Raw genomic sequence first — 22,010 nt, 5'->3', positions numbered from 1 at the left:
CTTTCTTCATTATTTCTTGTCGTAAGCGTGAACAGGGTAGTCGATGGTATAGTGAAGACCACGGCTCTCCTTGCGCTCGATAGCCATACGGGTAATGAGATAACCTACATTGATCATGTTGCGGAGCTCGCAGAGATCCTTGCTTACCTTTACACGCTTGAAGAGATTCTCGGTCTCTTCGTAAAGAAGGTCGAGGCGGTCCCAGGCACGTTTCAGACGGAGGTCGCTACGAACGATACCTACATAGTTGCTCATACATTCGCCTACTTCCTTGATACTCTGGGTAATCAATACCTTCTCCTCGTTGGTCATGGTACCCTCGTCGTTCCATGCAGGAACCTTCTCATTGAAGTCGTATTCATCTACATGCTCGATGCTGTGCTTGGCAGCAGTCTCGGCATAAACCACAGCTTCGATGAGCGAGTTGCTGGCAAGACGGTTGCCACCATGCAGACCTGTGCAAGAGCACTCGCCCAAGGCATAGAGGCGGTTGATGCTTGAACAGCCGTTCAGATCTACCTTGATACCACCACACATGTAGTGAGCGGCAGGACGAACCGGGATATAATCCTTGGTAATATCGATGCCGATGCTGAGACACTTGGCATAGATGTTAGGGAAGTGACGCTTGGTCTCCTCCGGATTCTTATGGGTAACATCCAGGCAGACATGATCCAGACCGTGAATCTTCATCTCCTTATCGATGGCACGTGCCACGATGTCGCGAGGAGCCAAACTCAGGCGCTCATCATATTTCTCCATGAAGCTCTCGCCGTTAGGCAGACGCAAGATGCCGCCGTATCCACGCATTGCCTCGGTGATGAGGAATGCAGGGTGGGTCTCTCCAGGATGATAGAGGGCTGTAGGGTGGAACTGTACGAACTCCATATCTGCCACCGTACCCTTGGCACGGTAAACCATCGCCTCGCCATCACCGGTAGCGATGACAGGGTTGGTGGTAGTCTGATAAACGGCACCACATCCACCAGTACACATCACGGTAACCTTGCTCAGATAGGTATCCACCTTCTGGGTATCAGGATTCAGAACATAGGCTCCGTAACAGTTAATATAAGGTGTACGGCGGGTAACACGGGCACCCAAGTGGTGCTGAGTGATGATTTCTACGGCGAAATGATTTTCCTTGATATCGATGTCCGGGCAGTTGCGCACAGCTTCCATCAGACCGCGCTGGATTTCAGCACCCGTATCATCAGCGTGATGAAGAATGCGGAACTCGCTGTGTCCGCCCTCACGATGAAGATCGAACTTGCCATCCTGCTGCTTGTCGAAGTTGACACCCCACTGCACGAGCTCCTTGATCTGCTCTGGTGCCATGGTGACAACCTGCTTCACAGCCTGATAGTCGCTGATGTAATCACCAGCGATCATTGTATCCTGTATGTGCTTGTCGAAGTTATCTACTTCCAAGTTGGTAACTGACGCCACACCACCTTGTGCAAATGAAGTGTTTGCCTCATCGAGTGAGGTTTTGCAGATCATACACACTTTACCTTTATGCGCTCTGGCTACTTTCAGGGCGTAACTCATACCGGCAACTCCTGAGCCGATAATCAGAAAATCATACTTATAAACCATGTGAGTTTATTCTAATAATGCTTAATTGTTTGCAAAAGTACTAATTTCTCATTAAAAAGAGTAATAAGAGAGGGATTTTTTGTAATTTTGCAGCGAATTTTAAGGTAATATAGTCTTTTAGACTATCAAATAGTAGCTGAAAACGCTATTTTAAAGATAAAAGAACGAGATATGGCAGATAGAACTTTTCATAAGCGCTTCAATACGACGGCTCGTGTTGGAGTGGTGGTTTTCGCCCTCCTGGCAGGATACTTCTTCTGGGTCAAGATGGCGATTATTGGCATTTTCGTTGCCATCATCATTGTGGGCATGATCGAGCGTATTCTGAATACCACCTATACATTCAAGAAGGTGAAACCTATCGACCGAGATGACGAGATGGAATATCTCATCATCAACGAAGGCAGGTTCTCTTCCAACAGGAATGTGCCGGTATGCGACATCATCAGCGTGCATACCGCCAAGACCTTTCTGGGATTGGATCATTGCCTGGTGATAGAATACGGACATCATAATATGGTAACGGTGCAGCCCGATAATGAAGAGGCTTTCGAGAAAGAAATTAGTAAAAGACAATGAAAAAGATTATATATATGATGATGAGCTTCATCATGGCTACGCTCATGGCGATGCCGGTGCAGGCTCAGGATGTGATTGAAGGAGAAGTGGTGGAGCCGCAGGACGACACGGAAATGACCGACTCCACGATGTTGGATTCCCTGGCTGCTGATACATTGAAGCTGCCTTGGCCCGAATCGGTGCAGGTAGGTATCGGCAAACTCTTGGAAAGTAAGATGTTTGAGACATCGCAGGTGGGGATCATGGTCTGGGATATGGATGCTGATTCCTGCATCTACAAGCACAACGAACGACAGCTGATGCGCCCGGCAAGTACGATGAAGCTCTTGACTGCCATCACCGCACTTGACAAGTTGGGTGGTTCCTATCAGTTCAAGACCCAGTTGAAATATACCGGAACCATTGAGGACGGTGTGCTGACGGGTGATGTTTACTGTGTGGGAGGTATGGATCCCCGTTTCAACAGTGATGACCTGACGGCATTTGTCAACAGTCTCAAGGATATGGGTGTGGATACCATTCGGGGTAATGTATATGCCGACCGTTCGATGAAGGATGCGGCATTGCTGGGCGAAGGCTGGTGCTGGGATGATGATAATCCGGTACTTTCGCCATTGGTGTTTTCCCGCAAGGACATCTTCATGGACCGTTTCCTGGCTAAGTTGAAGGATGCAGGCATCGAATATGAGGAGATGTATGCCTCTTCCAAGACCTGTCCTGCCAATGCCTTTACCATCTGTACCCGTTTCCATACCATGGACCAGGTACTGCATAAGATGATGAAGGAGAGTGACAATCTCTATGCCGAGTGCATGTATTACCAGATTGCGGCTTCTACGGGCAACCGTCCGGCAAGTGCCAAGAGTGCCCGCAACGTGGAACGGCAGTTGATCAATAAGCTGGGACTGGATGCTTCCCGCTACAGACTGGCAGATGGTTCGGGCTTGTCGCTCTACAACTATCTCAGTGCCGAGCTGGAGGTGATGATGCTCCGTTATGCTTTCCGCAACGACAACATCAAGCAGCATCTGATTCATTCCTTGCCTATAGCCGGTGTGGATGGAACCCTGAAGAAGCGTATGAAGAGCGGCAGTGCCCACGGCAATGTCAAGGCAAAGACGGGTACCCTGACCGGTATCATCTCGCTGGCTGGCTATTGTACGGCAGCCAATGGACATGAGCTTTGCTTCTCTATCATCAATAATGGAATCATGCACGGCAGCAATGCCAGACATTTTGCAGACAAGATTTGTAACCTGCTCTGCCAACCATAATTAAGTTAGAAGTTTATGGAAGAAATTCGTAGGTTTGTAGATGAAATGATAACATGGGCGGGTGTCACTGGTGATTACGTGCCTATGCTTCGTCATATCCTGCTCACCGTCACCGCTATCTTGCTGGCGATGCTGAGTGATTTCCTGTGTCGTAAGATTGTAGTTCCGTTGATCTCGAAGATTACGGAAAAGACGGAGGCTTCCTGGGATGATGTGTTGCTGAATAAGAAGGTGCTCACTTCTGCCTGTCATATCGTGCCTGCAGTGGTAATATGGTCGCTCATGCCGCTTATCTATCTGGAATATCCTATATTCAAGGAGATTCTGGAGCGTGCTACGGGTATCTATATCGTGGTGATGTCGGTACGTACGGTATTGGTGTTCATCGGTTCCTTCAAGGGATTGGAGAATAGCGGAGAGCGCCGCTCTTCGGCTCAGCAGTATTTCCATACCTTCTGCGGTGTACTCAGGGTATTGATGCTCTTTGTGGCTGGAGTGGTAGTGGTTGCCATCCTGTTGGGTAAGAGTCCGATGACCTTGTTTGCCGGCTTGGGTGCTACTTCGGCTGTCTTGATGTTGGTTTTCAAGGATACCATCCTCGGTCTGGCTGCCGGTGTGCGACTCACCAGTAATGATATGTTGCACAAGGGTGATTGGATTACCGTGAAGTCGGTAGATGCCAATGGTATTGTGGAGGATATGTCACTTACTACCGTAAAGGTGCGTAATTTTGATAATACCATCGTTACTATCTCGCCAGCTACCCTGGTGAATGGTTCGTTCCAGAACTGGATTGGCATGCAGAAGAGTGGGGGAAGAAGAGTGAAGCGAATCGTTTATTTTGATTTCCGTAGCATCCGATTGGTGGATGAGACCTTGAAGCAGACCTTGCTTGCGAAGCATTTCGCCACTGAGGATTCTTTCAAGTTGAAGGAATCTCTTCAGAAGGCGATAGAAAAGGATATTCAGGAAGGAAAGGATATTGAGGACTTGAAGAATCCTGCAGCTTTGGCTCCAACCAATCTCCAGCTTTATCGCAGGTTTATGGAGAAATATCTGCGTCAACGCCCTGAGGTAAATACGGAACTCACCTTGATGGTTCGCCACATGGAAGCTACCCAGTGTGGTCTTCCTATCGAATTCTATTTCTTCATCAAGGATAAGGTATGGGTTAATTACGAGCATATCCTTGCCGACATCATGGAGCATGCCTATGCGCTTGCCAATGAATTCGGTCTGAAGATTTACGAGCAATATCCGGAGCAGTAGGGAAGAAAAGCATAATAATGATCAATAACTCTTTTTTTTCAACAGAAATACTCCGTTGGTTTCGTGAGAACGGCAGAGACCTGCCTTGGCGCGAAACCAGGGATCCTTATGCCATCTGGCTGAGCGAAATCATCCTTCAGCAAACCCGCATTGCCCAAGGTTGGGAATATTGGGAACGGTTTATGCAGACCTATCCCAAGGTAGAAGATCTGGCAGCAGCCAGTGAGGATGATGTCTTGAAACTCTGGCAGGGCTTGGGCTATTACTCCCGTGCCCGCAATCTTCATACTGCCGCCAAGCAGATCGTGGCTTTAGGTGCATTCCCCAATACCCTTGAAGGCATCAAATCCCTGAAGGGAGTAGGTGATTATACCGCTGCAGCCATCGGCTCTTTCGCTTTCGATATTCCGGCAGCTGTGGTTGATGGCAATGTCTATCGGGTGCTTTCCCGATATTTCGGCATCGATATTCCCATCAACTCAACTCAGGGGAAAAAGGAGTTTGCTGCTTTGGCTCAATCGCTCTTGCCTGCCTCCGATGCGGCATCCTATAATCAGGGAATGATGGATTTCGGTGCGATTCAATGCACCCCCCAGTCTCCGAAGTGTCTGCTCTGTCCGCTTGCAGAAACCTGCGAGGCTTTGCGTTGCGGCAGGGTAGAGGAACTGCCCGTCAAGAACAAGACCGTGAAGGTGAAGACCCGCCATCTCTCCTATATATATATAAGGTGTAAATCTTCGGCAGCGGATGATTCAGGAATTCCAGAACCGATGGTTGCCATCCATCGCCGTGGAGAAGGTGATATCTGGCAGGGATTATGGGAGCCTTATAATGTTTCCGATGTCAAGGATCTGCCTTCTTTCGTGAAGAATCCGATTTTGCTGGCAAAAGATGTCAAGCACGTACTGACTCATCGCATCCTTCTTGCCGATTTCTATCTCCTGGAAACGGAAAACCGTCCTCCACTCCCAGATGATTACATCTGGATCAAGGAAAGTGAGATTGAAGACTATGGGGTTCCGAGACTGATAGAAATCATGCTGGAAAAGATTAATCCTGCAGAATAGGATAAGTACATAATGATCTCTTTATAAAGATACATAATAATCTCTTCATATAAAATAAAGATGATTCAATTCAATAAGAAAATGAGAGGATGGGTGATAGCTGGCGCCATCGCTTTGCTCTCTACTTTTGGCTTGTCATCCTCTATGCTGCCTGCAGCACAGGGGGATGCACCGGGGATGGAAATCCCGGTTTCAAAGAAAAAGGTATCGCAAACCATCAGAAAGCGTTTTGCCTATACCGTATCATACAATCACGATACCCGTCAGCCTAACTGGGTGGCATGGACCTTGACCCGTGCTCATGCTTCGGGTAAGTTGAAGCGTGGTGACTTTGAGGATGATATGGATATGCCATCGCCTAAGGGAACGAAGGCTGATTACTACAACAGCGGTTATGATAGAGGTCATCTCTGTCCGGCTGGCGATAACAAGTGGAACCAGAAGGCTATGGACGAGTGCTTCCTGATGACCAATATGTGTCCTCAGACCCATGCTCTGAATGCAGGAATCTGGAATAGCATAGAACAGCAATGCCGTACCTGGGCTAAGAAATATGGTAAGGTCTATATTGTCTGCGGTCCGATCTTCCTGAATAAGCAGCATCGCAAACTGGGTAAGAACAAGGTGGTGGTGCCTGATGCTTTCTTCAAGGTTATCCTCCGCACCGGCAAGAATCCGCAAGCCATCGGCTTTATCTGTCGCAACCAGGGAGCTACCGGACTGCAGAAAAAAGACTTTGTCAACTCGGTAGATGAGGTGGAGCGTATCACCGGCTATGACTTCTTCTCCAAACTTCCTGATAACATCGAGAAAAAGATAGAGGCAAAAGCTGATATCAACCAATGGTAAAAGAAAAAGAGAGTCGCCCTGAAAGGGCAAAAGCTTTGAAATTGAAAGCTTTTGCCCTTTCAGGGCGACTTTTTTGTCTTTATTCTAAAACCCAGGGCGATGCCCTGGGCTAGGAGCTTCTGCCCTTTCAGGGCGTATTGGCTGTGACTTATGACACACCTCCTTATTTCTGTTAATAGAACCTTAGTAGTTCTGAGCCTCAAGCTGGAAGTAGCTCTGTGGGTGGTTGCAGACTGGGCAAACCTCTGGAGCCTGCTTACCTACTACGATATGACCGCAGTTAGAGCACTGCCAGATGCAGTCGCCGTCACGAGAGAAGACGAGCTTGTCCTGCACGTTCTTCAAGAGCTTGCGATAGCGCTCCTCGTGGTGCTTCTCGATTTCAGCCACCATTTCAAACTTGATTGCAATCTCCTCGAAGCCTTCCTCGCGTGCTTCCTTTGCCATGCGTGGATACATATCGGTCCACTCATCGTGCTCACCATTGGCAGCAGCCTCCAGGTTCTTCTCTGTATCCTGAATAGCACCGCCCTCCAGGTACTTGAACCACAACTTAGCGTGCTCCTTCTCGTTGGCAGCTGTCTCCTCAAAAATATTAGCTATCTGAACATAACCGTCCTTCTTAGCCTTACTTGCAAAATATGTATATTTGTTACGAGCCTGTGACTCACCAGCGAATGCCTCCTGGAGGTTCTTCTCTGTCTTTGTTCCTTTTAATTCCTTCATAATGTATTCTGTATTATGTTATTAATATGTTATTTATCTATTTTCGTTTGCAAAGATATTGAAAATATTCCAATTATGCAAGAAAATAATGAATTATTTAGCTTTTTGGCGCTTATTTAGATAAAATAAAGCAAAACCAAGCATCGCCATACCGAATATCCACGAAATGATGGCACTTGTTACCATTCCCAGCGTATGGGTGAAACCTGCCACGATGAAGGTCAGGAAGCTGACGGTAGCTACAGTCAGGGCGTATGGCAACTGGGATGAAACATGGTGTACATGCTTGCACTCGGCTCCAGCACTCGCCATGATGGTGGTATCGCTGATAGGTGAGATGTGGTCGCCACAGACAGCACCAGCCATACAGGCTGAGATAGAGATGATACGCAATGGGTCGGCAGCTGGGAAGACGGCGATACAGATAGGAATCAGAATACCGAAGGTTCCCCAGGATGTACCTGTGGCAAATGCCAGGAAGGCTGCAACCAGGAAGATGATGGCTGGCAGGAGCATCTGGAGTTCAGAAGCGCTGCTTGCCACTACCGTAGATACATATTCTGCTGCTCCCAGCGAGTCGGTCATGCTCTTCAGGGTCCATGCCAGGGTAAGAATCAGAATGGCTGGTACCATCGCCTCGAATCCCTTGATCAGACTACTCATCGCTTCATCGAATGGCAAGGTCTTGCGAACCGTAAACATCAGAATGGTCAGAATCAGGGCTGCCAATGAACCAAGCACCAAACCGATAGAGGCATTGCTGCCTGCAAAGGAGTCAACGAAGTTCATATAGTTGGCATTGCTGGCATCGAAGAAACCTCCCGAATAAACCATGCCTGCCATACAGAAGATAATCAACATAATGATTGGAATCACAAGATCGCTCACAGAGCCTTTACTCTTGGATGATTCTTCCTGCTTCGCTCCCACACCATGCTCCACGATCTGCAGCTTGGTATCGCTCACCTCGTCGAGCTTTCCTCCGTTGGTGCGCTCATACCATTCCTTCAGTCTTGCATCATACTTGCTCATCGCCTTGAAGTCGAAGCCCATGATCACGATGCCAAACATAAAGAGGATGGTGAAGAATGCGTAGAAATTGTAGGGTATCGCCTTGCAGAAAAGTGCCAGTCCATTCTCGCCTCCCGATACGAAGCCTGATACTGCTGCTGCCCAACTGGAGATTGGGGAGATGATGCAGACTGGAGCTGCTGTGGAGTCGATGAGATAAGCCAGTTTCTCCTTGGTTACGCCATTGCGCACTGCGATAGGGCGCATCACCGAACCCACGGTAAGGCAGTTGAAGTAATCATCGATGAATATCAGAATACCGAGCAGAATGGTGGCTACCTGCACACCAATCTTCGACTTTACGTGCTTGGAAGCCCATCGGCCGAAAGCCGCAGAACCACCCGCCTTGTTCATCAGTGATACGATGCTGCCCAGAACCACCAGGAATACCAGAATGCCCACGTTCCAAGGGTCGGAAAGGCAATGTATCAAACCGTATGCCTTGGCATCATCGCCTTCGCCTACGGTGTGGTTGGTCAGATGAACGAGAAATCCGTCGAAACCTGTTCCCATCGAAATGCAATATTGAACGGCACCCAGAATGATACCGATAAAAAGAGAAGAATAGACCTCCTTCGTCTTCAGCGCCAGAGCGATGGCGACGATAGGAGGTAGTAACGACCATGCGGTCCCAATCATGTTGTAATCCATTTGTTATTAATATGTTTTAAAATTTTTGAATATTCCCTTGCGGAATCGCTGCCCACGAGTCTATCTTTATCATTGGAAAGGCACACAAAAAAACATCATAACTTCTAAGCCCATCGGATCCGATGGGCTTAAAAGTTATGTTTCATGAATTTATAATGCGCTCTCCTATAATACCATCTCCTCGTATTCCAGTCCGAAGACATCGGCAACCGCCTTGAATACTACCTTGCCATTCACGATGTTCAATCCCCGATACAAAGCCTTGTCTTCCTTGCACGCCTTTCGCCATCCCTTGTCGGCAAGAGCGAGGGCATACTTCAGGGTGGCATTGGTCAGGGCGATGGTAGAGGTATGAGGCACGGCTCCCGGAATGTTAGCTACGGCATAATGCACAATGCCATCTACCATGAATGTCGGATCGGAATGGGTGGTTGGATGAGAGGTCTCGAAGCATCCTCCCTGGTCGATAGCCACATCCACCAGTACGGTGCCAGGTTCCATCAACTTCAGCATGTCCCTGGTAATCAGGTGCGGAGCCTTGTCACCCGGAACGAGTACACTGCCTACTACGATGTCAACATCCGGCAGTTCCTTTCGGATATTGTGCTCGTTGGAGTAGAGGGTGTGCGCATTGATTGGCAATTCCATCTCCAACTGGCGAAGGCGAGGCAGACTAATATCGGTAATCCACACATCAGCGCCTAATCCCGTTGCCATTCTTGCTGCTGCTTCTCCCACGGTTCCACCGCCCAGAACGAGAACCTTCGCACGGTTTACGCCCGGCACACCGCTGATCAGCTTACCCTTACCGCCCTTGGTCTTCTGCAGATAGTAGGCACCATTGATAATCGCCATTCTTCCTGCTACCTCACTCATCGGAATGAGCAGTGGCAGATGATGGTTGTCGGTTTCTACCGTCTCGTAAGCCAGACAGACTGCACCGCTCTTGATCATGGCATCGGTGAGCTCTCTGTCGCAGGCAAAATGGAAGTAAGTAAAAACAAGCTGATCCTGATGGATGAGTGGATATTCCTCGGCGATAGGTTCCTTCACCTTGATAATCATCTCAGCCTCGCGATACACACTCTGGATGTCGGGCAGGATCCTGGCTCCTACCTTCACATACTCTTCATCAGCAAAACCACTGTTCTCACCAGCGGTATGCTGCACCATCACTTCGTGTCCATGTCGAATGAATTCAGCTACACCAGCAGGAGTCATTCCCACACGATTCTCATTATTCTTGATTTCTTTTGGAATACCTATCTTCATGATGTTGTGGTTTTAGAGGTTATACATCATTTTAACGGGATAAAGATAGTGAAAAAATCAATAGGTTGTATCGTTTGTATAGAAGATTTAACATATCTTTCTTGTCTGGTTGAGATTAGAACATAAAAAAGATTAAAAAAGATGGCTGCTATCATCTTTTTGCTTATCTTTGTCCTCGTAAGCATTTCAAACTTAATAAATGGAGGACTTATTATGAATGTCAATACGGGTATCAAGCAAGCAGTGATCTTAGCCATAGGCATTATCGTGCTTGGATTTTGTGTCAAGTCTGGACTTGAAAGTGTGATTGCCAAAGACCGCAAAGTAGTGGTGAAAGGATTGGCAGAAAAGGAAGTTGAGGCTGATAAGGTGACATGGCCTATCGTTTCCAAGGAGATTGGCAACGACTTGCCGCAGCTCTATAAGAAGATCAACGCTACCACCAGCACCATCCGCCAGTTCCTGCTGGCAAATGGAGTGAAGGCAAATGAAATCAATGTCAATGCCCCTGTGGTCATCGACCTCAATGCTGAGCGATATGGCGAAAACCGTCAGCCTTACCGTTACAACATCACGTCGATCATCACCGTGACTTCCCGGAATGTGAAGGTGGTTCGTGGTATCATCGCCCGGCAGGGTGACCTGCTTCAGAAAGGTGTGGCCATCGTGGATGGTGGTTACGAGAATCCGGTGAAGTACGAGTATGTGGCTTTCCGCGAGATGAAGCCGAAGATGATGCAGGAGGCAATTGAGAATGCAGAGAAGACTGCTGCTCAGTTTGCCGAAAACAGCAAGAGCAAGATTGATAAGATCATGAACGCTGACCAAGGGCAGTTCTCGATAGAGGATAGAGATTCCAATACTCCTTATATTAAAAAGGTGAGGGTAGTGACTACGGTTACCTATTCTTTGAAAGACTAGTAATTAAATAAATATATAGTACGAAATGAAAAAAATGATTTACATGGTGATGGCGCTTGCCTCACTAAGCTACTCAACCCAGACCATGGCGCAGTCACAGGGATTGCAGAAAAAGGTGAATGCCTATTTCCTGCAGTCTCTCAAAGCGCAGCAGAAAGCATTGGAGAAAGACGGTAAGGCGGAATTCTCTAAAAACACACCTCTTGACACCAAGCTTCAGGCTGCTATCGACGGCAAGGATATTGCCAACTACCAGAAGATGGTATGGACAGCCTGGTGCGATGCCAACAAGAACCTGCAGGAAGAAAAGCTCATAGAACCTGAAGATCTGACATTGGCAAAAAACAGCTCCTGGAATCTGCCTCAGTGTCTGGAGCCTAATGCTGTAATGCCTTATTATTATGGTAAGAAGGGAGTAGCTGCCGATGGTAAGTTCCCGCTCTTCCTGTATGTTCACGGATCGGGACCTAAGGATCATGAGTGGTCGAATGGTATCAAGCTCGGTCTGAGCTTCCAGGATTCTCCTTCCATCTATTTCATTCCTCAGATTCCTAACGAGGGTGAATACTATCGCTGGTGGCATCTCTCCAAGCAGTATGCTTTCGAGAAGCTGATTCGCCAGAACCTGGTAAAGAATGAGGTGGATGCCAACCGTCTCTATGTGTTCGGTATCAGCGAAGGTGGTTATGGCAGTCAGCGTCTTGCTTCCTTCTATGCCGACTATTGGGCTGCAGCGGGTCCGATGGCAGGTGGTGAACCTTTGAAGAATGCGCCTGTGGAAAACTGTGCCAATATCGGTTTCTCTTTCCTCACGGGTGCTGATGATACCGGTTTCTATCGCAACGACCTGACCTGGTACACCCAGGTGGCTTTCGATTCTGCGCAGTTGGCTCGCCCATTGTCTGTAGATAAGACTCCAATCTTCCGTCATCGCATCCAGCTTTTGCCGGGTATGCAGCATCATATCACCTATGGTCTGACTACTCCTTGGCTCAAGCAGTTTGTGCGCAATCCATATCCTAAGACCGTGCTCTGGGAGGATTTCGAGATGGATGGCAGACATCGTTCCGGTTTCTACAACCTGCAGGTGCTGACTCGCCCATCAGAGTCTAGAACCTACTACGAGATGGATATCGACAAGAACGTGGTTTCCATCAAGGTGAGCAATGTGGATTACACCACTATCTTGAAGGATAAGCAGTGGGGAATCGATCTAAAGTTCAACCGCAGCTATTCTCCTGCCACTGGTGGTAAGTTGAGAGTTTATCTCAATGACCAGTTGGTCAACCTCAATGAGCCTGTAACCATCATGGTAAACGGCAAGCAGGTATTCCACGGTATTGCCAAGGCAGATTTGCAGGCAATGGTGAACAGTTGTGCGGAATACTTCGACCCATGTCGAGTATATCCTGTTGCAATCGATTTGGCTTATTGATTTTAAAGAATGATTAGATGAAGAAAAATGTTTGTTTATATGCCATGATGGCTTTAGCCGTTATGGGATGTTCTCAAAATAACAAGAAACAGGAAGGCAGCTCAACGGGACTGCCTTCTCGTGTTGAATCAGAGAGTAAGGCTGGGGCAGAGAAGGCAGGTCAGTCAGTAGCTGGCAGTAGTAATCAGTCTGCTTCTGCTGGAAAGGTGCAGGTGCTTACGGCTTCCGATTTCAGGAAGAAGATTATGGATTACGAGTCTCATCCCGATGAGTGGGTGTTTGCAGGTTCCCGTCCTGCCATTATCGATTTCTATACCACCTGGTGTGGACCTTGCAAGATGATGGCTCCCATGGTAGAATCTCTTGCCGGGAAATATGCCGGCAAGATAGATTTCTATAAGGTGGATATCGACCAGGAATCCGAACTGGCTTCCGTCTTCGGCATCCGCAGCATCCCTACCTTCCTCTTCATCCCGATGAAAGGTAAGCCTACTATACAGATGGGCGCTATGCAGAAGGAAGATTTCGAGGAAATCATCGGAAAAATGATGGGGAAGTGATAAATGGTGATTTACTGCATACTTATAAGTAGGTATTTCTTGGCAAATACCTAGTTTTGATGATGCCCGAAATTTGGTGGTTTATCAGATAATATCTAAATTTGCACTCGGAAAAAATGTTTAATGTAATTAAAAGTATTATAGTATTATGATTATCGAAAATGTTCATGCAAGAGAAATCTTGGATTCTCGTGGCAATCCTACAGTAGAGGTTGAAGTTTCTTTGAAGTCAGGTGTCGTAGGTCGTGCATCGGTTCCTTCTGGTGCATCTACTGGCGAGAACGAGGCTTTGGAACTTCGTGATGGCGACAAGAACCGCTATGGCGGCAAGGGTGTGTTGAAGGCAGTTGAAAACGTGAATCAGGTAATTGCTCCTGCTTTGGTTGGCTTCTCTGCCTTGGAGCAGCGTGCCATCGATTATAAGATGTTGGAACTCGACGGTACCAAGACCAAGTCTAATCTGGGTGCCAATGCCATCCTCGGTGTTTCTTTGGCTGTGGCTCATGCTGCTGCTGAGTATCTCCATATTCCATTGTATCGTTACATCGGCGGTTGCAATACTTACACCCTTCCTGTTCCTATGATGAACATCATCAATGGTGGTGCTCACTCTGATGCGCCTATCGCCTTCCAGGAGTTCATGATCCGTCCTGTGGGTGCTCCTTCCGAGAAGGAGGCTATCCGTATGGGTGCTGAGGTGTTCCATGCTTTGGCTAAGCTCCTGAAGAGCCGCGGTCTTTCTACTGCCGTAGGTGATGAGGGCGGTTTCGCTCCAGCACTCGATGGTATTGAGGATGCACTCGACAGCATCTGCCAGGCTATCAAGGATGCCGGTTATGAGCCAGGTAAGGACGTGAAGATTGCCATGGACTGTGCTGCCAGCGAGTTTGCCGTTCAGGAGAATGGTGAGTGGTTCTACGATTACCGCCAGTTGAAGGATGGCAAGAAGAAGGATCCTAATGGAAAGAAACTGACTGCTGCTGAGCAGATCAAGTTCCTGGAGGAGCTGATTACCAAATATCCTATTGATTCTATCGAGGATGGTCTTGATGAGAACGATTGGGACAACTGGGTGAAGTTGACCGCTGCCATCGGCGACCGCTGCCAGTTGGTAGGTGACGACCTCTTTGTTACCAACGTGAAGTTCCTGGAGAAGGGTATCAAGATGGGTGCAGCTAACTCTATCCTCATCAAGGTAAACCAGATTGGTTCTCTCACCGAGACACTGGATGCTATCGAGATGGCTCACCGTCATGGTTACACCACCGTTACTTCCCATCGTTCTGGTGAAACCGAGGACACTACAATTTCAGATATTGCCGTGGCAACTAACTCAGGACAGATCAAGACGGGTTCTATGAGCCGTACCGACCGTATGGCTAAGTACAACCAGCTTATCCGCATCGAAGAGCAGTTGGGCAATAACGCATCTTACGGTTATAAGAAATTGAAATAGGAATGAATATACGAAATTGAAGTGCATCAATTTCACCATGACAGAACACAATTAAATAGAATAGATCAGATACGAAAATAGATGGGCATGGATGACCGTGAGGGTTGTCCATGCTTTTTATCTTCTATCATATATCTGCATCTTACATATTTGATAGGATAACTTCGATATATTTTACGGATTAAGATAAAAAGCAAAATAACAATGACAAACGTATTGATAAGTGCTGCCGGACTATGCGGTGCCACCATTATCGGTGCCATTCTGGGTTTCTTCGTCAAGGAGTTGCCTCACAAATGGAACGATGCCGTGTTGGGATATTGTGCCGGAATCATGCTGGCGGCTTCCACGCTGGGACTGATAGTGCCAGCCTTTGAACAGACCGGACTTTGGTGGCTGGTAGTAATCGGAGTAATGGCAGGAGCCTTGTTCCTGAATGTGCTAGATCTGGTAACTCCCCATCTTCATCATATCACGGGACTCGACCCCGAGGAGCATCGCAACAATGCCCGACTCAGCTATGTGATGCTTTTCGTGATGGCGATAGCCCTGCACAAACTGCCCGAAGGCATGGCGGCTGGAGTGAGCGTCTGCTCTGAAGAAGGTGCCACGGAGTGGGGTGTTTCTTTCGGTATCGCCCTGCAGAACATTCCTGAGGGAATGGTGATCATTGCTCCTTTAATGATGGCTGGTGTTACAGCAGTCCGCACCTTCTTCATTTCCATCTTCATCGCCCTGCTCGAAGTGGCAGGCATCCTGTTGGGTTTCGGTTTGGGTTCAGCCTCTTCCACCTTCCTCCCCGTGATGCTGGGTTTTGCCGGTGGCGCCATGCTTTATGTAACGAGCGATGAGATGATTCCTGAAACTCATGCCCATGGTTTTCAGAAGCAAGCCACTTACGCCCTTCTCCTGGGCTTCATCACCTTTGTGTTGATGGAGAAATGTGTGTAGTCAGATTCTGATGAGCAGCATGTAGCAGAGGGTACAGAAAATTGAAGCCCAACTCATGCATATCATAAGTATGATACTTAGCCATCGTAACCATGATACTTAGCTATCGTAACCATGATACTTAGCTATCGTAACTATCTTGTTTACGCCAGACTTACCCTCCCCACCCCTAGAAGGGCAGGTCGGGGGCGGTATTCTGCTGGGGCTTGCTGTTGTTTGCAACGTTCTCTAAATAAGAGTGAGGGTGAACACTTGGCAATGAAGTCGGTGAAGGGTGAACCCCGAAGCCGAAAAGGTGAATACTTTGAGCAAGTGTTCACCCCGCTGTTCACCATTCAGTAACTTAAGATTGCAAGTACTTGTTTACTCTATGTCTCATGAGGCAGAACATCAGGCTGAATACTGAACTCTGAACACTGAAAATAGGGTAAAAATAGCGTTTTATGAATCTTTTAAATCCTATATAACCCATTGATACATATTTCTTTATATTCTTTAGTATGCGCTGCTTATAAAAAGAGTGAAACGCTAAAGTTCAGCTTCAGCCCTCTTCGGCGACAGTAGTAATGTGGTACGCACTCTTTATTCTTCCTTGATTTTCCAATCTCTGATAGTTCTCTGGGTACTGTCGAAGCTGATACCGATTTTAACCAGTCGCTTACCTTCAGAATGATAAGGCAACATGTAGCCTTTTTCGTCTATCTGAGCCAAAGCTTCTTCTGCACTCTTATCTACCTTCAGTTCGAAGACGTATATCGTATCAGGCATGTGCATCACGGCATCAGCCCTGCCGATGGCGCTCTTCACTTCCGTACGGATATAGATGTTGAGGAAGCTGAACATCAGATAGAAGATGGTCTGATAATGCTTCTCGCTGTGATTCTCCAAATCATATGGTATCGTAGCCATATAGGTGCGCATGTGCTCCAGTGCCGCCTCGATGTCATTTCTATAAACCGCCTTGCAGAATCCCAAGAGGAAGGCATTGTTGTCGGAACGGCGAGGATTCACATAATGGGGAATCAATGAGTTGAGCAGTCCGTCGCGTACCTCCTTGTTTGGAATTCCCAGCGTATATTCCTGAAACATCGGTTCGTATTTCTTGATGGTCAGATAGCCGCTCTGGTAAAGCAATGGCAAGGCATCCGTCATTTCCTCTGTTGATTGGTCGAAGGAACTCAATACTGCCTCCTGACTTTCCAATGTAGAAAGATTGACATGATACTTATCCAAGAGCTTCAAGAGGAAGGACGGCGTGCCGGAACCAAACCAATAAGGAGCAATCTTTCCTGCATTCAGTGCCTTTACCAGACTGAAAGGATTAAAGATATCTTCTGATTTCTCACTGAAATGATAACCATCATAGAATTGCGTCAGCTCTTTCAGACACTCCTCATACGTCATATTCAGTGCTTCACCCATAGCTTCAATGTCCGGTTTCATCTGCGTGGTAAGTTCTGTCTTGCTGATGCCGCAGATGGCTGAATACTGGTCGAACAGACTGATATTGTCGAGGTTGTTGAGTTCGCTGAAGATGCTGAGCTGCGAGAACTTGGTGATACCAGTGATGAAGGTGAACTCTAGGTATGGATCGAGCATTTTCAAAGGGCTGTAGAAGTTCTGCATGATGCGGCGGAGCGGTTGCAGGTTCTCTTTTTCATGCACTACGTCCAGCAACGGGGCATCGTATTCATCGATGATGACTACAGCCTTCTCGCCCGTCTTCTCGTAAGCTTTCTTCACTAGGTCTTTTAGGCGGAGGTTTGCATCCACCTGATGAGTCTTGTAGCCCCAGATGGTCTCCTGCTCTTCAAGCATATCAGCCAGGTATCTTTCCAGTTGCTCTATGCTCATGTGCTTGGCACCGCTCAAGTCGAAATGAAATACAGGATGCTTCACCCAATCCTTTTCATAATCTGCAATGGCTAATCCCTCGAAAAGTTCCTTTCTTCCCTCGAAATAGGCTTGGAGGGTAGAGGCAAAAAGCGATTTGCCGAATCGTCTTGGGCGACTCAGAAAAACATATTTCATCCCTTTTTCTCTAAAATCTACGATGTATTTGGTCTTATCTATATAGAGATAACCTTTCTCGCGGATTTCTTCAAAGGTCTGAATTCCTACAGGATATTTATTTACTATTTTTGCCATATTCTTACGCACTTTACGTTTTGCGCTGCTAAGGTACGAAGAAAATCTGAATTAGCCAAGCATAAATGCAAATATTTATTCTGCAACGATTATTGCATTCTAGGTAGCCTGGTTTAGATAAATAAAAAAGCGGAGCGTGATTTCACAACCACACTCCGCGCAAACTTAAACAACTAATTAAATTGGGTAAAATATAGGAAAGAAAAAGCCTATGATTACTAGTTGTTTATGGTTGTGAACTAGCATCCTGTTTTCTCTTTATTTCTTATTATTGGTACATTTTAGGTACTACTTTAGGTACTTTAACTTAAAACCCTTGCTTATGTGATTAAAAAGTGGTATCTTTGCAGTGGTTAAATAACAATGTGGTGCTTATTAGATGCTAGATTAGTACCTAAAGAGTATCTAAAAAATATTTCTAATTATGGCAAGAACAAAGAAAGTAGTTAAGGCTAAAGAGCCTGTTAAACTTTGGTTTAAGGCTTTGAGAAATGGTAATAAAGCTATCTATCTGAGAAGCTATGTGCCAAATTCTGATAGCAAGGGGTATATGTATGAAAGTTTAGGTATGTACTTAGTCCCAGAAGTGGATGCTGCAACAAAGAACCAGAATAAAAATACTTTGTTGGCTGCTGAGGCTATTAAGGCACAAAGAATTATTGATGCTGCAAATGGTAAGGCATCCATCAAGAAAACTGATAGGGGAAAGCAAACTCTATTGGTAGATTGGATGCAGTATTATGCAGAAAAAAAAGAGAAATTAGGACAGAGTAAAAGTAATGCTGTAACTATAAAGAATGTGCTGTTGCATCTGATTAAGTACAAAGGTGATAAGATTACTATGGCACAGGTAGATAAAGCCTATTGTGAGGGATTTGTAATGTACCTTGCAAATGGTAAGACTATAGGTACTAGCAAGCCAGAAAGAAGTGGTGAACATAAAGAGAAACCTATTGCTAACAGCACAGCCAGACTTTATTTCAATACCTTTGTAACAGCCTTAAATGAGGCTGTAAGGGATGGAATAATAGATAAGAACCCTACAGCACAGCTAAAGAAAGAGGAAAAGAAACCTTTGAAAAGAAGTGGAAATGATAGGGGTTATTTGGAGATAGATGAAGTGAAAAAACTGATAGAAACCCCTTGTAATGATGAGCAGATAAAGATGGCTTTCCTGTTTGCTTGTTTCTGTGGGCTTAGATTGTCTGATGTTAAAGATATGAAATGGAAAGATATAAAGTTTGATGCTGATGGTGGTGCTGTTGTTAGTAAAGTGCAGGTAAAGACAAGACAAAGTATAGTTGTTCCTTTGTCTGCAAATGCTTTGATGTGGTTGCCAGATAGAGGCAAGGCAAAGGATAATGAACCTGTTTATGATTTGCCTACCCATTTTACAATAAACAGAAGTGTAAAGAAGTGGGCAAAGGATGCACAGATAGAGAAAAATGTAACATTTCACACGGCAAGTCACAGTAAATTCTTTTATTTATTGAATATCAGCGAGTTGAGTATTTTAAAGAATGTGACTGCTAACGATTTAGAAACGAGCTATATTCTTTTTCTTTCACAACTTTGCAATATACAAAGAACGCTTTGATTTCGAGTGCAAAGTTAAATCTAATTTCTGAAAAACAACATTTTATGCTGTGATTTTACAAAATATTAAGATTAGTCTTTGCAAAGGTAAAAGAGTAGTTACCAACAGTAATTTTCATGTAACGTCATTTTAAGAGTATGGCAAAAAGAACATATTCATAAACGCATATATGTATCTTGCCATATTGGGAAATCAATTGCTTAGTTCCATTTTTGCAGATTATATTTATATTTTGTCTAAATTACGACGGAATACAGCAGATATTCAAGGGATTTGGATGGATTATCACGATAAAATATTATTTTTGTAGCGTAAAAACGATAAAAACATGAAGTTAAATCGCATAAGAGCAGTCTTAGAGGACAAAGGGATAAGCCAAACATGGCTTGCAAAGAAGTTAGGAAGGAGTTTCAGTATGGTCAATGCTTACGTATGCAACCGTTCTCAACCCAACCTTACCACACTTCTTGAAATTGCACAGTTCTTGTCTGTGGATATGAAAGAACTTATCACGGACAAAAAGGAACGCAATGATTGAAGAGATTATGAGAGACAAAATAATATCATAGCATCATTTTGTGGATAAACTAAAATATAATATTTGCAAAATAAATTGAACTTTTCTCATAAGAAAAGAAATATACTATAAGAGTTCATATCTCTCTACATGTTAAATTATTAATTGCTGATAACTATGAGACTGAAGCCAAAACTCCTCAATGCAATAATATTAGGATTGACAATGTTCCTTTCAATGCAAACAGCTTTTGCTGCTTGCAAACAGTCATTTGCCGCTCAACAAAAGAAGGTAGCGACCATTAGCAAAAAGAGAGTTGTCAAGAGCAAGAAGAGAACCTATCGCAAGGCTTCGGCGCGTAAATATTCGCATAGGGAACTGAACGCCATTATGCGGATACTTGAGCGGAAGTTCCTGTCGGAAGACAAGACCCCGGCCTTGCGAAATGTTGTTGGATTTGGAATGGGATCCAACTCCATTGATGTTGCGCTCCGTTGGAACACGAAGGAGAAGCAGCTGGAGTTTCGTAGGCAGATTTACAACTCGCCCGCCATCAGGTTTGAGGGCAAGTTGGCCCCTATCATCGACAACAGGGAAGGCGTGAGCACCTACCAAGGCATCTCCCTCAAGGCGGAGAAGCCTTCCTATCCATTGAGCACCACGGAAATCAGATTCACGATTACCAACCATAGTGGCGAGGAATTTGTGTATGGCGAAGCATATAGCATCACAGCCCAAGGAGCGGATGGCAATTGGTTTGTTGTGCCCACCGATTGCTCGTTCACGGCCATCGGTCATGTTTTAAGCGATGGTCAAAGCGGCACCATCACGGCCCATCTTTTTCCCGATATTCTGCCAAACAAGCCAGGCGTCTATCGCTTCTTCTACGAAGATAACATAGATGGCAATAAGGTGCTGCTTATGGCAACCTTTGAGTTGAGAGAAACAAAATCGGAGAATTGCCGTTTTTATGGTGTAACTTTGTGAGGTAAATTAAGAAATAACAATGAAAATAACGATAATCAATAAAATCCTATTATGTTTTATCTGTAGCATTGTTCCTTACATATCAATTAAGGGACAATGCTTAGATTCACTAAAAAGTGTGTGCTTACCTGATAGTATAGCGGAACAAATAGAAAATAACTATGAAGATAAATATACAAATGCAAGTAAAAATGTTGTAAACCTCATCTCTCCTAATAATTATAATTTTGTGGATGGAATATATGCTTTCAAAGGCATGGGACCACATTTTCCAAGACAAATTTTTGTCTATAAGAGAGAGAAAATTTTCATCTTTAATAGCCGAGGGGACTATAATCCAGAAGGTGTTATTATGGAATTCTGCTCTTGTATTAAAAAGTTAAATTTAACACACAAGGAAATTGTAGATTATCTTAATGTAATATGCTTATATTTACAGGAAGAAGAGGAAGCTGATTATGGAGATACGATAAAATAACTTAAGGAAAATTCCGTGGAACGAATTGCGTTTCCACGGAATTTTTGTACAGCACAGAAAGGATGGCTTTTTCAAGTTTGCTTGTGTCAACACTTGCAGGGCTAAGAACTGTTTCCGCTCCTGCGTTCTTTGGTGAAGCAGAATGTTCATCGACTTTCTGCTCCAATCTCTCAACTGTGCCGTAGATGGCTTCCAATATTTCTTCTTTCATATTTCTGATGTTGTTTGGTTTGTAACTTGCATCAAAGGCTAAAGCCTCTTCTGCGTTTCTTCTTTTTCTTCTTGGCTGATTCATCCTCTGGGAATGACTCAAAGGTCTGAGCATTAGCTGGAGCAAAAAGTCCAATGGAAGAAATGCCGTACCAAAGGTCTTGGCTGCTATCCGACATGGATGGCTCATCGTTGCTCTTGTGATAGCCTTGCTCGTATTGCAGAGTAGAGTTGTCTCTTGATGAAACGTGTTTCTCCATTCCCTCAAATCTCGCATTCAGTTTGCCAAAGCTATAGTCTCGGCTAATCTGTGTCCCCTTGAAACTATATCCATCCTTGCAGAAACGGATACCTTGCACCTTGGTTCTCTCCTTGTCCTTATAGACTAACTCC

The 22,010-nt window shown here is 45.5% G+C and carries 20 protein-coding genes and 1 pseudogene; 14 read left to right on the top strand and 7 right to left on the bottom strand.

From position 1 onward, the window contains the following. Positions 1–9 precede the first annotated feature (9 nt). Positions 10–1,599 carry an L-aspartate oxidase gene (gene nadB, locus DW657_RS11200; protein WP_117663858.1) on the bottom strand — a complete coding sequence of 530 codons (1,590 nt, stop codon included), beginning with the start codon at positions 1,597–1,599 and terminating at the stop codon, positions 10–12. Positions 1,600–1,770: 171 nt separating this feature from the next. On the opposite strand from nadB, the gene DW657_RS11195 reads away from it, so the two are divergent. Genes DW657_RS11195 through DW657_RS11175 form a run of 5 tightly spaced genes read left to right on the top strand, consistent with a single transcriptional unit; the run spans position 1,771 to position 6,637 of the window. Further along, positions 1,771–2,178: a PH domain-containing protein gene (locus DW657_RS11195; RefSeq protein ID WP_089543749.1), complete on the top strand. Its 408-nt coding sequence runs from the start codon at positions 1,771–1,773 to the stop codon at positions 2,176–2,178. Continuing rightward, positions 2,175–3,452: a D-alanyl-D-alanine carboxypeptidase/D-alanyl-D-alanine-endopeptidase gene (gene dacB / locus DW657_RS11190; RefSeq protein WP_118312558.1), complete on the top strand. Its 1,278-nt coding sequence runs from the start codon at positions 2,175–2,177 to the stop codon at positions 3,450–3,452. The genes DW657_RS11195 and dacB overlap by 4 nt, the downstream gene beginning before the upstream one ends. A gap of 15 nt (positions 3,453–3,467) precedes the next feature. Next, positions 3,468–4,721: a mechanosensitive ion channel family protein gene (locus DW657_RS11185; protein WP_118312557.1), complete on the top strand. Its 1,254-nt coding sequence runs from the start codon at positions 3,468–3,470 to the stop codon at positions 4,719–4,721. A gap of 17 nt (positions 4,722–4,738) precedes the next feature. Continuing rightward, positions 4,739–5,788: an A/G-specific adenine glycosylase gene (gene mutY / locus DW657_RS11180; protein ID WP_199658354.1), complete on the top strand. Its 1,050-nt coding sequence runs from the start codon at positions 4,739–4,741 to the stop codon at positions 5,786–5,788. Between the two features lie 60 nt (positions 5,789–5,848). After that, a complete protein-coding gene (locus DW657_RS11175; RefSeq protein ID WP_118312555.1) occupies positions 5,849–6,637 on the top strand; it encodes a DNA/RNA non-specific endonuclease in 789 nt (262 codons plus the stop codon). A 183-nt stretch (positions 6,638–6,820) separates the two neighbouring features. Here DW657_RS11175 and rbr read toward each other — a convergent pair whose 3' ends face one another. From rbr to ald, 3 genes are all read right to left on the bottom strand, one after another. Then, positions 6,821–7,363, bottom strand: a complete 543-nt coding sequence (rbr, locus tag DW657_RS11170; RefSeq protein ID WP_118312554.1) for a rubrerythrin — start codon at positions 7,361–7,363, stop codon at positions 6,821–6,823. Positions 7,364–7,456: 93 nt separating this feature from the next. After that, positions 7,457–9,085: a Na+/H+ antiporter NhaC family protein gene (locus DW657_RS11165; protein WP_118312553.1), complete on the bottom strand. Its 1,629-nt coding sequence runs from the start codon at positions 9,083–9,085 to the stop codon at positions 7,457–7,459. Positions 9,086–9,250: 165 nt separating this feature from the next. Then, positions 9,251–10,357 (bottom strand): alanine dehydrogenase, encoded by a 1,107-nt coding sequence (gene ald, locus DW657_RS11160; RefSeq protein WP_118312552.1) that lies wholly within the window; start codon positions 10,355–10,357, stop codon positions 9,251–9,253. 213 nt (positions 10,358–10,570) lie between these two features. Here ald and DW657_RS11155 point away from each other — a divergent pair, with 213 nt between their 5' ends. The 5 genes from DW657_RS11155 to DW657_RS11135 all read left to right on the top strand — a co-directional run bounded on the left by DW657_RS11155 (position 10,571) and on the right by DW657_RS11135 (position 15,680). Beyond that, a complete protein-coding gene (locus DW657_RS11155; RefSeq protein ID WP_089545273.1) occupies positions 10,571–11,278 on the top strand; it encodes an SIMPL domain-containing protein in 708 nt (235 codons plus the stop codon). 25 nt (positions 11,279–11,303) lie between these two features. Next, positions 11,304–12,713, top strand: coding sequence for a hypothetical protein (locus DW657_RS11150; protein WP_118312551.1), 1,410 nt, complete (start codon positions 11,304–11,306; stop codon positions 12,711–12,713). A gap of 17 nt (positions 12,714–12,730) precedes the next feature. Continuing rightward, positions 12,731–13,273: a thioredoxin gene (gene trxA / locus DW657_RS11145; protein WP_233546928.1), complete on the top strand. Its 543-nt coding sequence runs from the start codon at positions 12,731–12,733 to the stop codon at positions 13,271–13,273. 148 nt (positions 13,274–13,421) lie between these two features. Next, positions 13,422–14,729: a phosphopyruvate hydratase gene (gene eno / locus DW657_RS11140; protein ID WP_118312550.1), complete on the top strand. Its 1,308-nt coding sequence runs from the start codon at positions 13,422–13,424 to the stop codon at positions 14,727–14,729. 204 nt (positions 14,730–14,933) lie between these two features. Next, positions 14,934–15,680, top strand: a complete 747-nt coding sequence (locus DW657_RS11135; RefSeq protein ID WP_118312549.1) for a ZIP family metal transporter — start codon at positions 14,934–14,936, stop codon at positions 15,678–15,680. 582 nt (positions 15,681–16,262) lie between these two features. On the opposite strand, the gene DW657_RS11130 is transcribed toward DW657_RS11135, so the two are convergent. Then, positions 16,263–17,828: an ATP-binding protein gene (locus tag DW657_RS11130; protein ID WP_118312548.1), complete on the bottom strand. Its 1,566-nt coding sequence runs from the start codon at positions 17,826–17,828 to the stop codon at positions 16,263–16,265. A 424-nt stretch (positions 17,829–18,252) separates the two neighbouring features. On the opposite strand from DW657_RS11130, the gene DW657_RS11125 reads away from it, so the two are divergent. From DW657_RS11125 to DW657_RS18380, 4 genes are all read left to right on the top strand, one after another. Continuing rightward, positions 18,253–19,425, top strand: coding sequence for a site-specific integrase (locus DW657_RS11125; protein ID WP_118312547.1), 1,173 nt, complete (start codon positions 18,253–18,255; stop codon positions 19,423–19,425). A gap of 328 nt (positions 19,426–19,753) precedes the next feature. Next, on the top strand, positions 19,754–19,963 hold the full coding sequence (locus DW657_RS11120) for a helix-turn-helix domain-containing protein (protein WP_094379258.1): 210 nt from the start codon (positions 19,754–19,756) through the stop codon (positions 19,961–19,963). Between the two features lie 369 nt (positions 19,964–20,332). Then, positions 20,333–20,929 carry an immunoglobulin-like domain-containing protein gene (locus DW657_RS11115; protein ID WP_158577354.1) on the top strand — a complete coding sequence of 199 codons (597 nt, stop codon included), beginning with the start codon at positions 20,333–20,335 and terminating at the stop codon, positions 20,927–20,929. A 19-nt stretch (positions 20,930–20,948) separates the two neighbouring features. Continuing rightward, on the top strand, positions 20,949–21,407 hold the full coding sequence (locus DW657_RS18380) for a hypothetical protein (RefSeq protein ID WP_228115612.1): 459 nt from the start codon (positions 20,949–20,951) through the stop codon (positions 21,405–21,407). 1 nt (position 21,408) lies between these two features. On the opposite strand, the gene DW657_RS11105 is transcribed toward DW657_RS18380, so the two are convergent. After that, positions 21,409–21,618, bottom strand: coding sequence for a hypothetical protein (locus DW657_RS11105; protein ID WP_118190149.1), 210 nt, complete (start codon positions 21,616–21,618; stop codon positions 21,409–21,411). Between the two features lie 31 nt (positions 21,619–21,649). Beyond that, positions 21,650–22,010 (bottom strand): annotated as a pseudogene (locus DW657_RS11100) (mobilization protein); the annotation flags it as partial.

Origin of the sequence: Prevotella sp. AM23-5 (genome assembly GCF_003473645.1) — a bacterium.
GTDB lineage: Bacteria > Bacteroidota > Bacteroidia > Bacteroidales > Bacteroidaceae > Prevotella > Prevotella copri_A.
Note: the sequence above shows the minus strand (reverse complement) of the source record. Positions and strands in the feature narration are given on the sequence as shown.

Bases quoted from the DNA above. Each gene is read 5' to 3' on its own strand.
- DW657_RS11155 (WP_089545273.1), top strand. From the start codon at position 10,571: ATGAATGTCAATACGGGTATCAAGCAAGCAGTGATCTTAGCCATAGGC.
- dacB (WP_118312558.1), top strand. From the start codon at position 2,175: ATGAAAAAGATTATATATATGATGATGAGCTTCATCATGGCTACGCTC.
- DW657_RS18380 (WP_228115612.1), top strand. From the start codon at position 20,949: ATGAAAATAACGATAATCAATAAAATCCTATTATGTTTTATCTGTAGC.
- DW657_RS11130 (WP_118312548.1), bottom strand. From the start codon at position 17,828: ATGGCAAAAATAGTAAATAAATATCCTGTAGGAATTCAGACCTTTGAA.
- mutY (WP_199658354.1), top strand. From the start codon at position 4,739: ATGATCAATAACTCTTTTTTTTCAACAGAAATACTCCGTTGGTTTCGT.
- DW657_RS11150 (WP_118312551.1), top strand. From the start codon at position 11,304: ATGAAAAAAATGATTTACATGGTGATGGCGCTTGCCTCACTAAGCTAC.
- ald (WP_118312552.1), bottom strand. From the start codon at position 10,357: ATGAAGATAGGTATTCCAAAAGAAATCAAGAATAATGAGAATCGTGTG.
- eno (WP_118312550.1), top strand. From the start codon at position 13,422: ATGATTATCGAAAATGTTCATGCAAGAGAAATCTTGGATTCTCGTGGC.
- DW657_RS11165 (WP_118312553.1), bottom strand. From the start codon at position 9,085: ATGGATTACAACATGATTGGGACCGCATGGTCGTTACTACCTCCTATC.
- rbr (WP_118312554.1), bottom strand. From the start codon at position 7,363: ATGAAGGAATTAAAAGGAACAAAGACAGAGAAGAACCTCCAGGAGGCA.
- trxA (WP_233546928.1), top strand. From the start codon at position 12,731: ATGAAGAAAAATGTTTGTTTATATGCCATGATGGCTTTAGCCGTTATG.
- nadB (WP_117663858.1), bottom strand. From the start codon at position 1,599: ATGGTTTATAAGTATGATTTTCTGATTATCGGCTCAGGAGTTGCCGGT.
- DW657_RS11120 (WP_094379258.1), top strand. From the start codon at position 19,754: ATGAAGTTAAATCGCATAAGAGCAGTCTTAGAGGACAAAGGGATAAGC.
- DW657_RS11135 (WP_118312549.1), top strand. From the start codon at position 14,934: ATGACAAACGTATTGATAAGTGCTGCCGGACTATGCGGTGCCACCATT.
- DW657_RS11195 (WP_089543749.1), top strand. From the start codon at position 1,771: ATGGCAGATAGAACTTTTCATAAGCGCTTCAATACGACGGCTCGTGTT.
- DW657_RS11185 (WP_118312557.1), top strand. From the start codon at position 3,468: ATGGAAGAAATTCGTAGGTTTGTAGATGAAATGATAACATGGGCGGGT.
- DW657_RS11105 (WP_118190149.1), bottom strand. From the start codon at position 21,618: ATGAAAGAAGAAATATTGGAAGCCATCTACGGCACAGTTGAGAGATTG.
- DW657_RS11115 (WP_158577354.1), top strand. From the start codon at position 20,333: ATGCGGATACTTGAGCGGAAGTTCCTGTCGGAAGACAAGACCCCGGCC.
- DW657_RS11175 (WP_118312555.1), top strand. From the start codon at position 5,849: ATGATTCAATTCAATAAGAAAATGAGAGGATGGGTGATAGCTGGCGCC.
- DW657_RS11125 (WP_118312547.1), top strand. From the start codon at position 18,253: ATGGCAAGAACAAAGAAAGTAGTTAAGGCTAAAGAGCCTGTTAAACTT.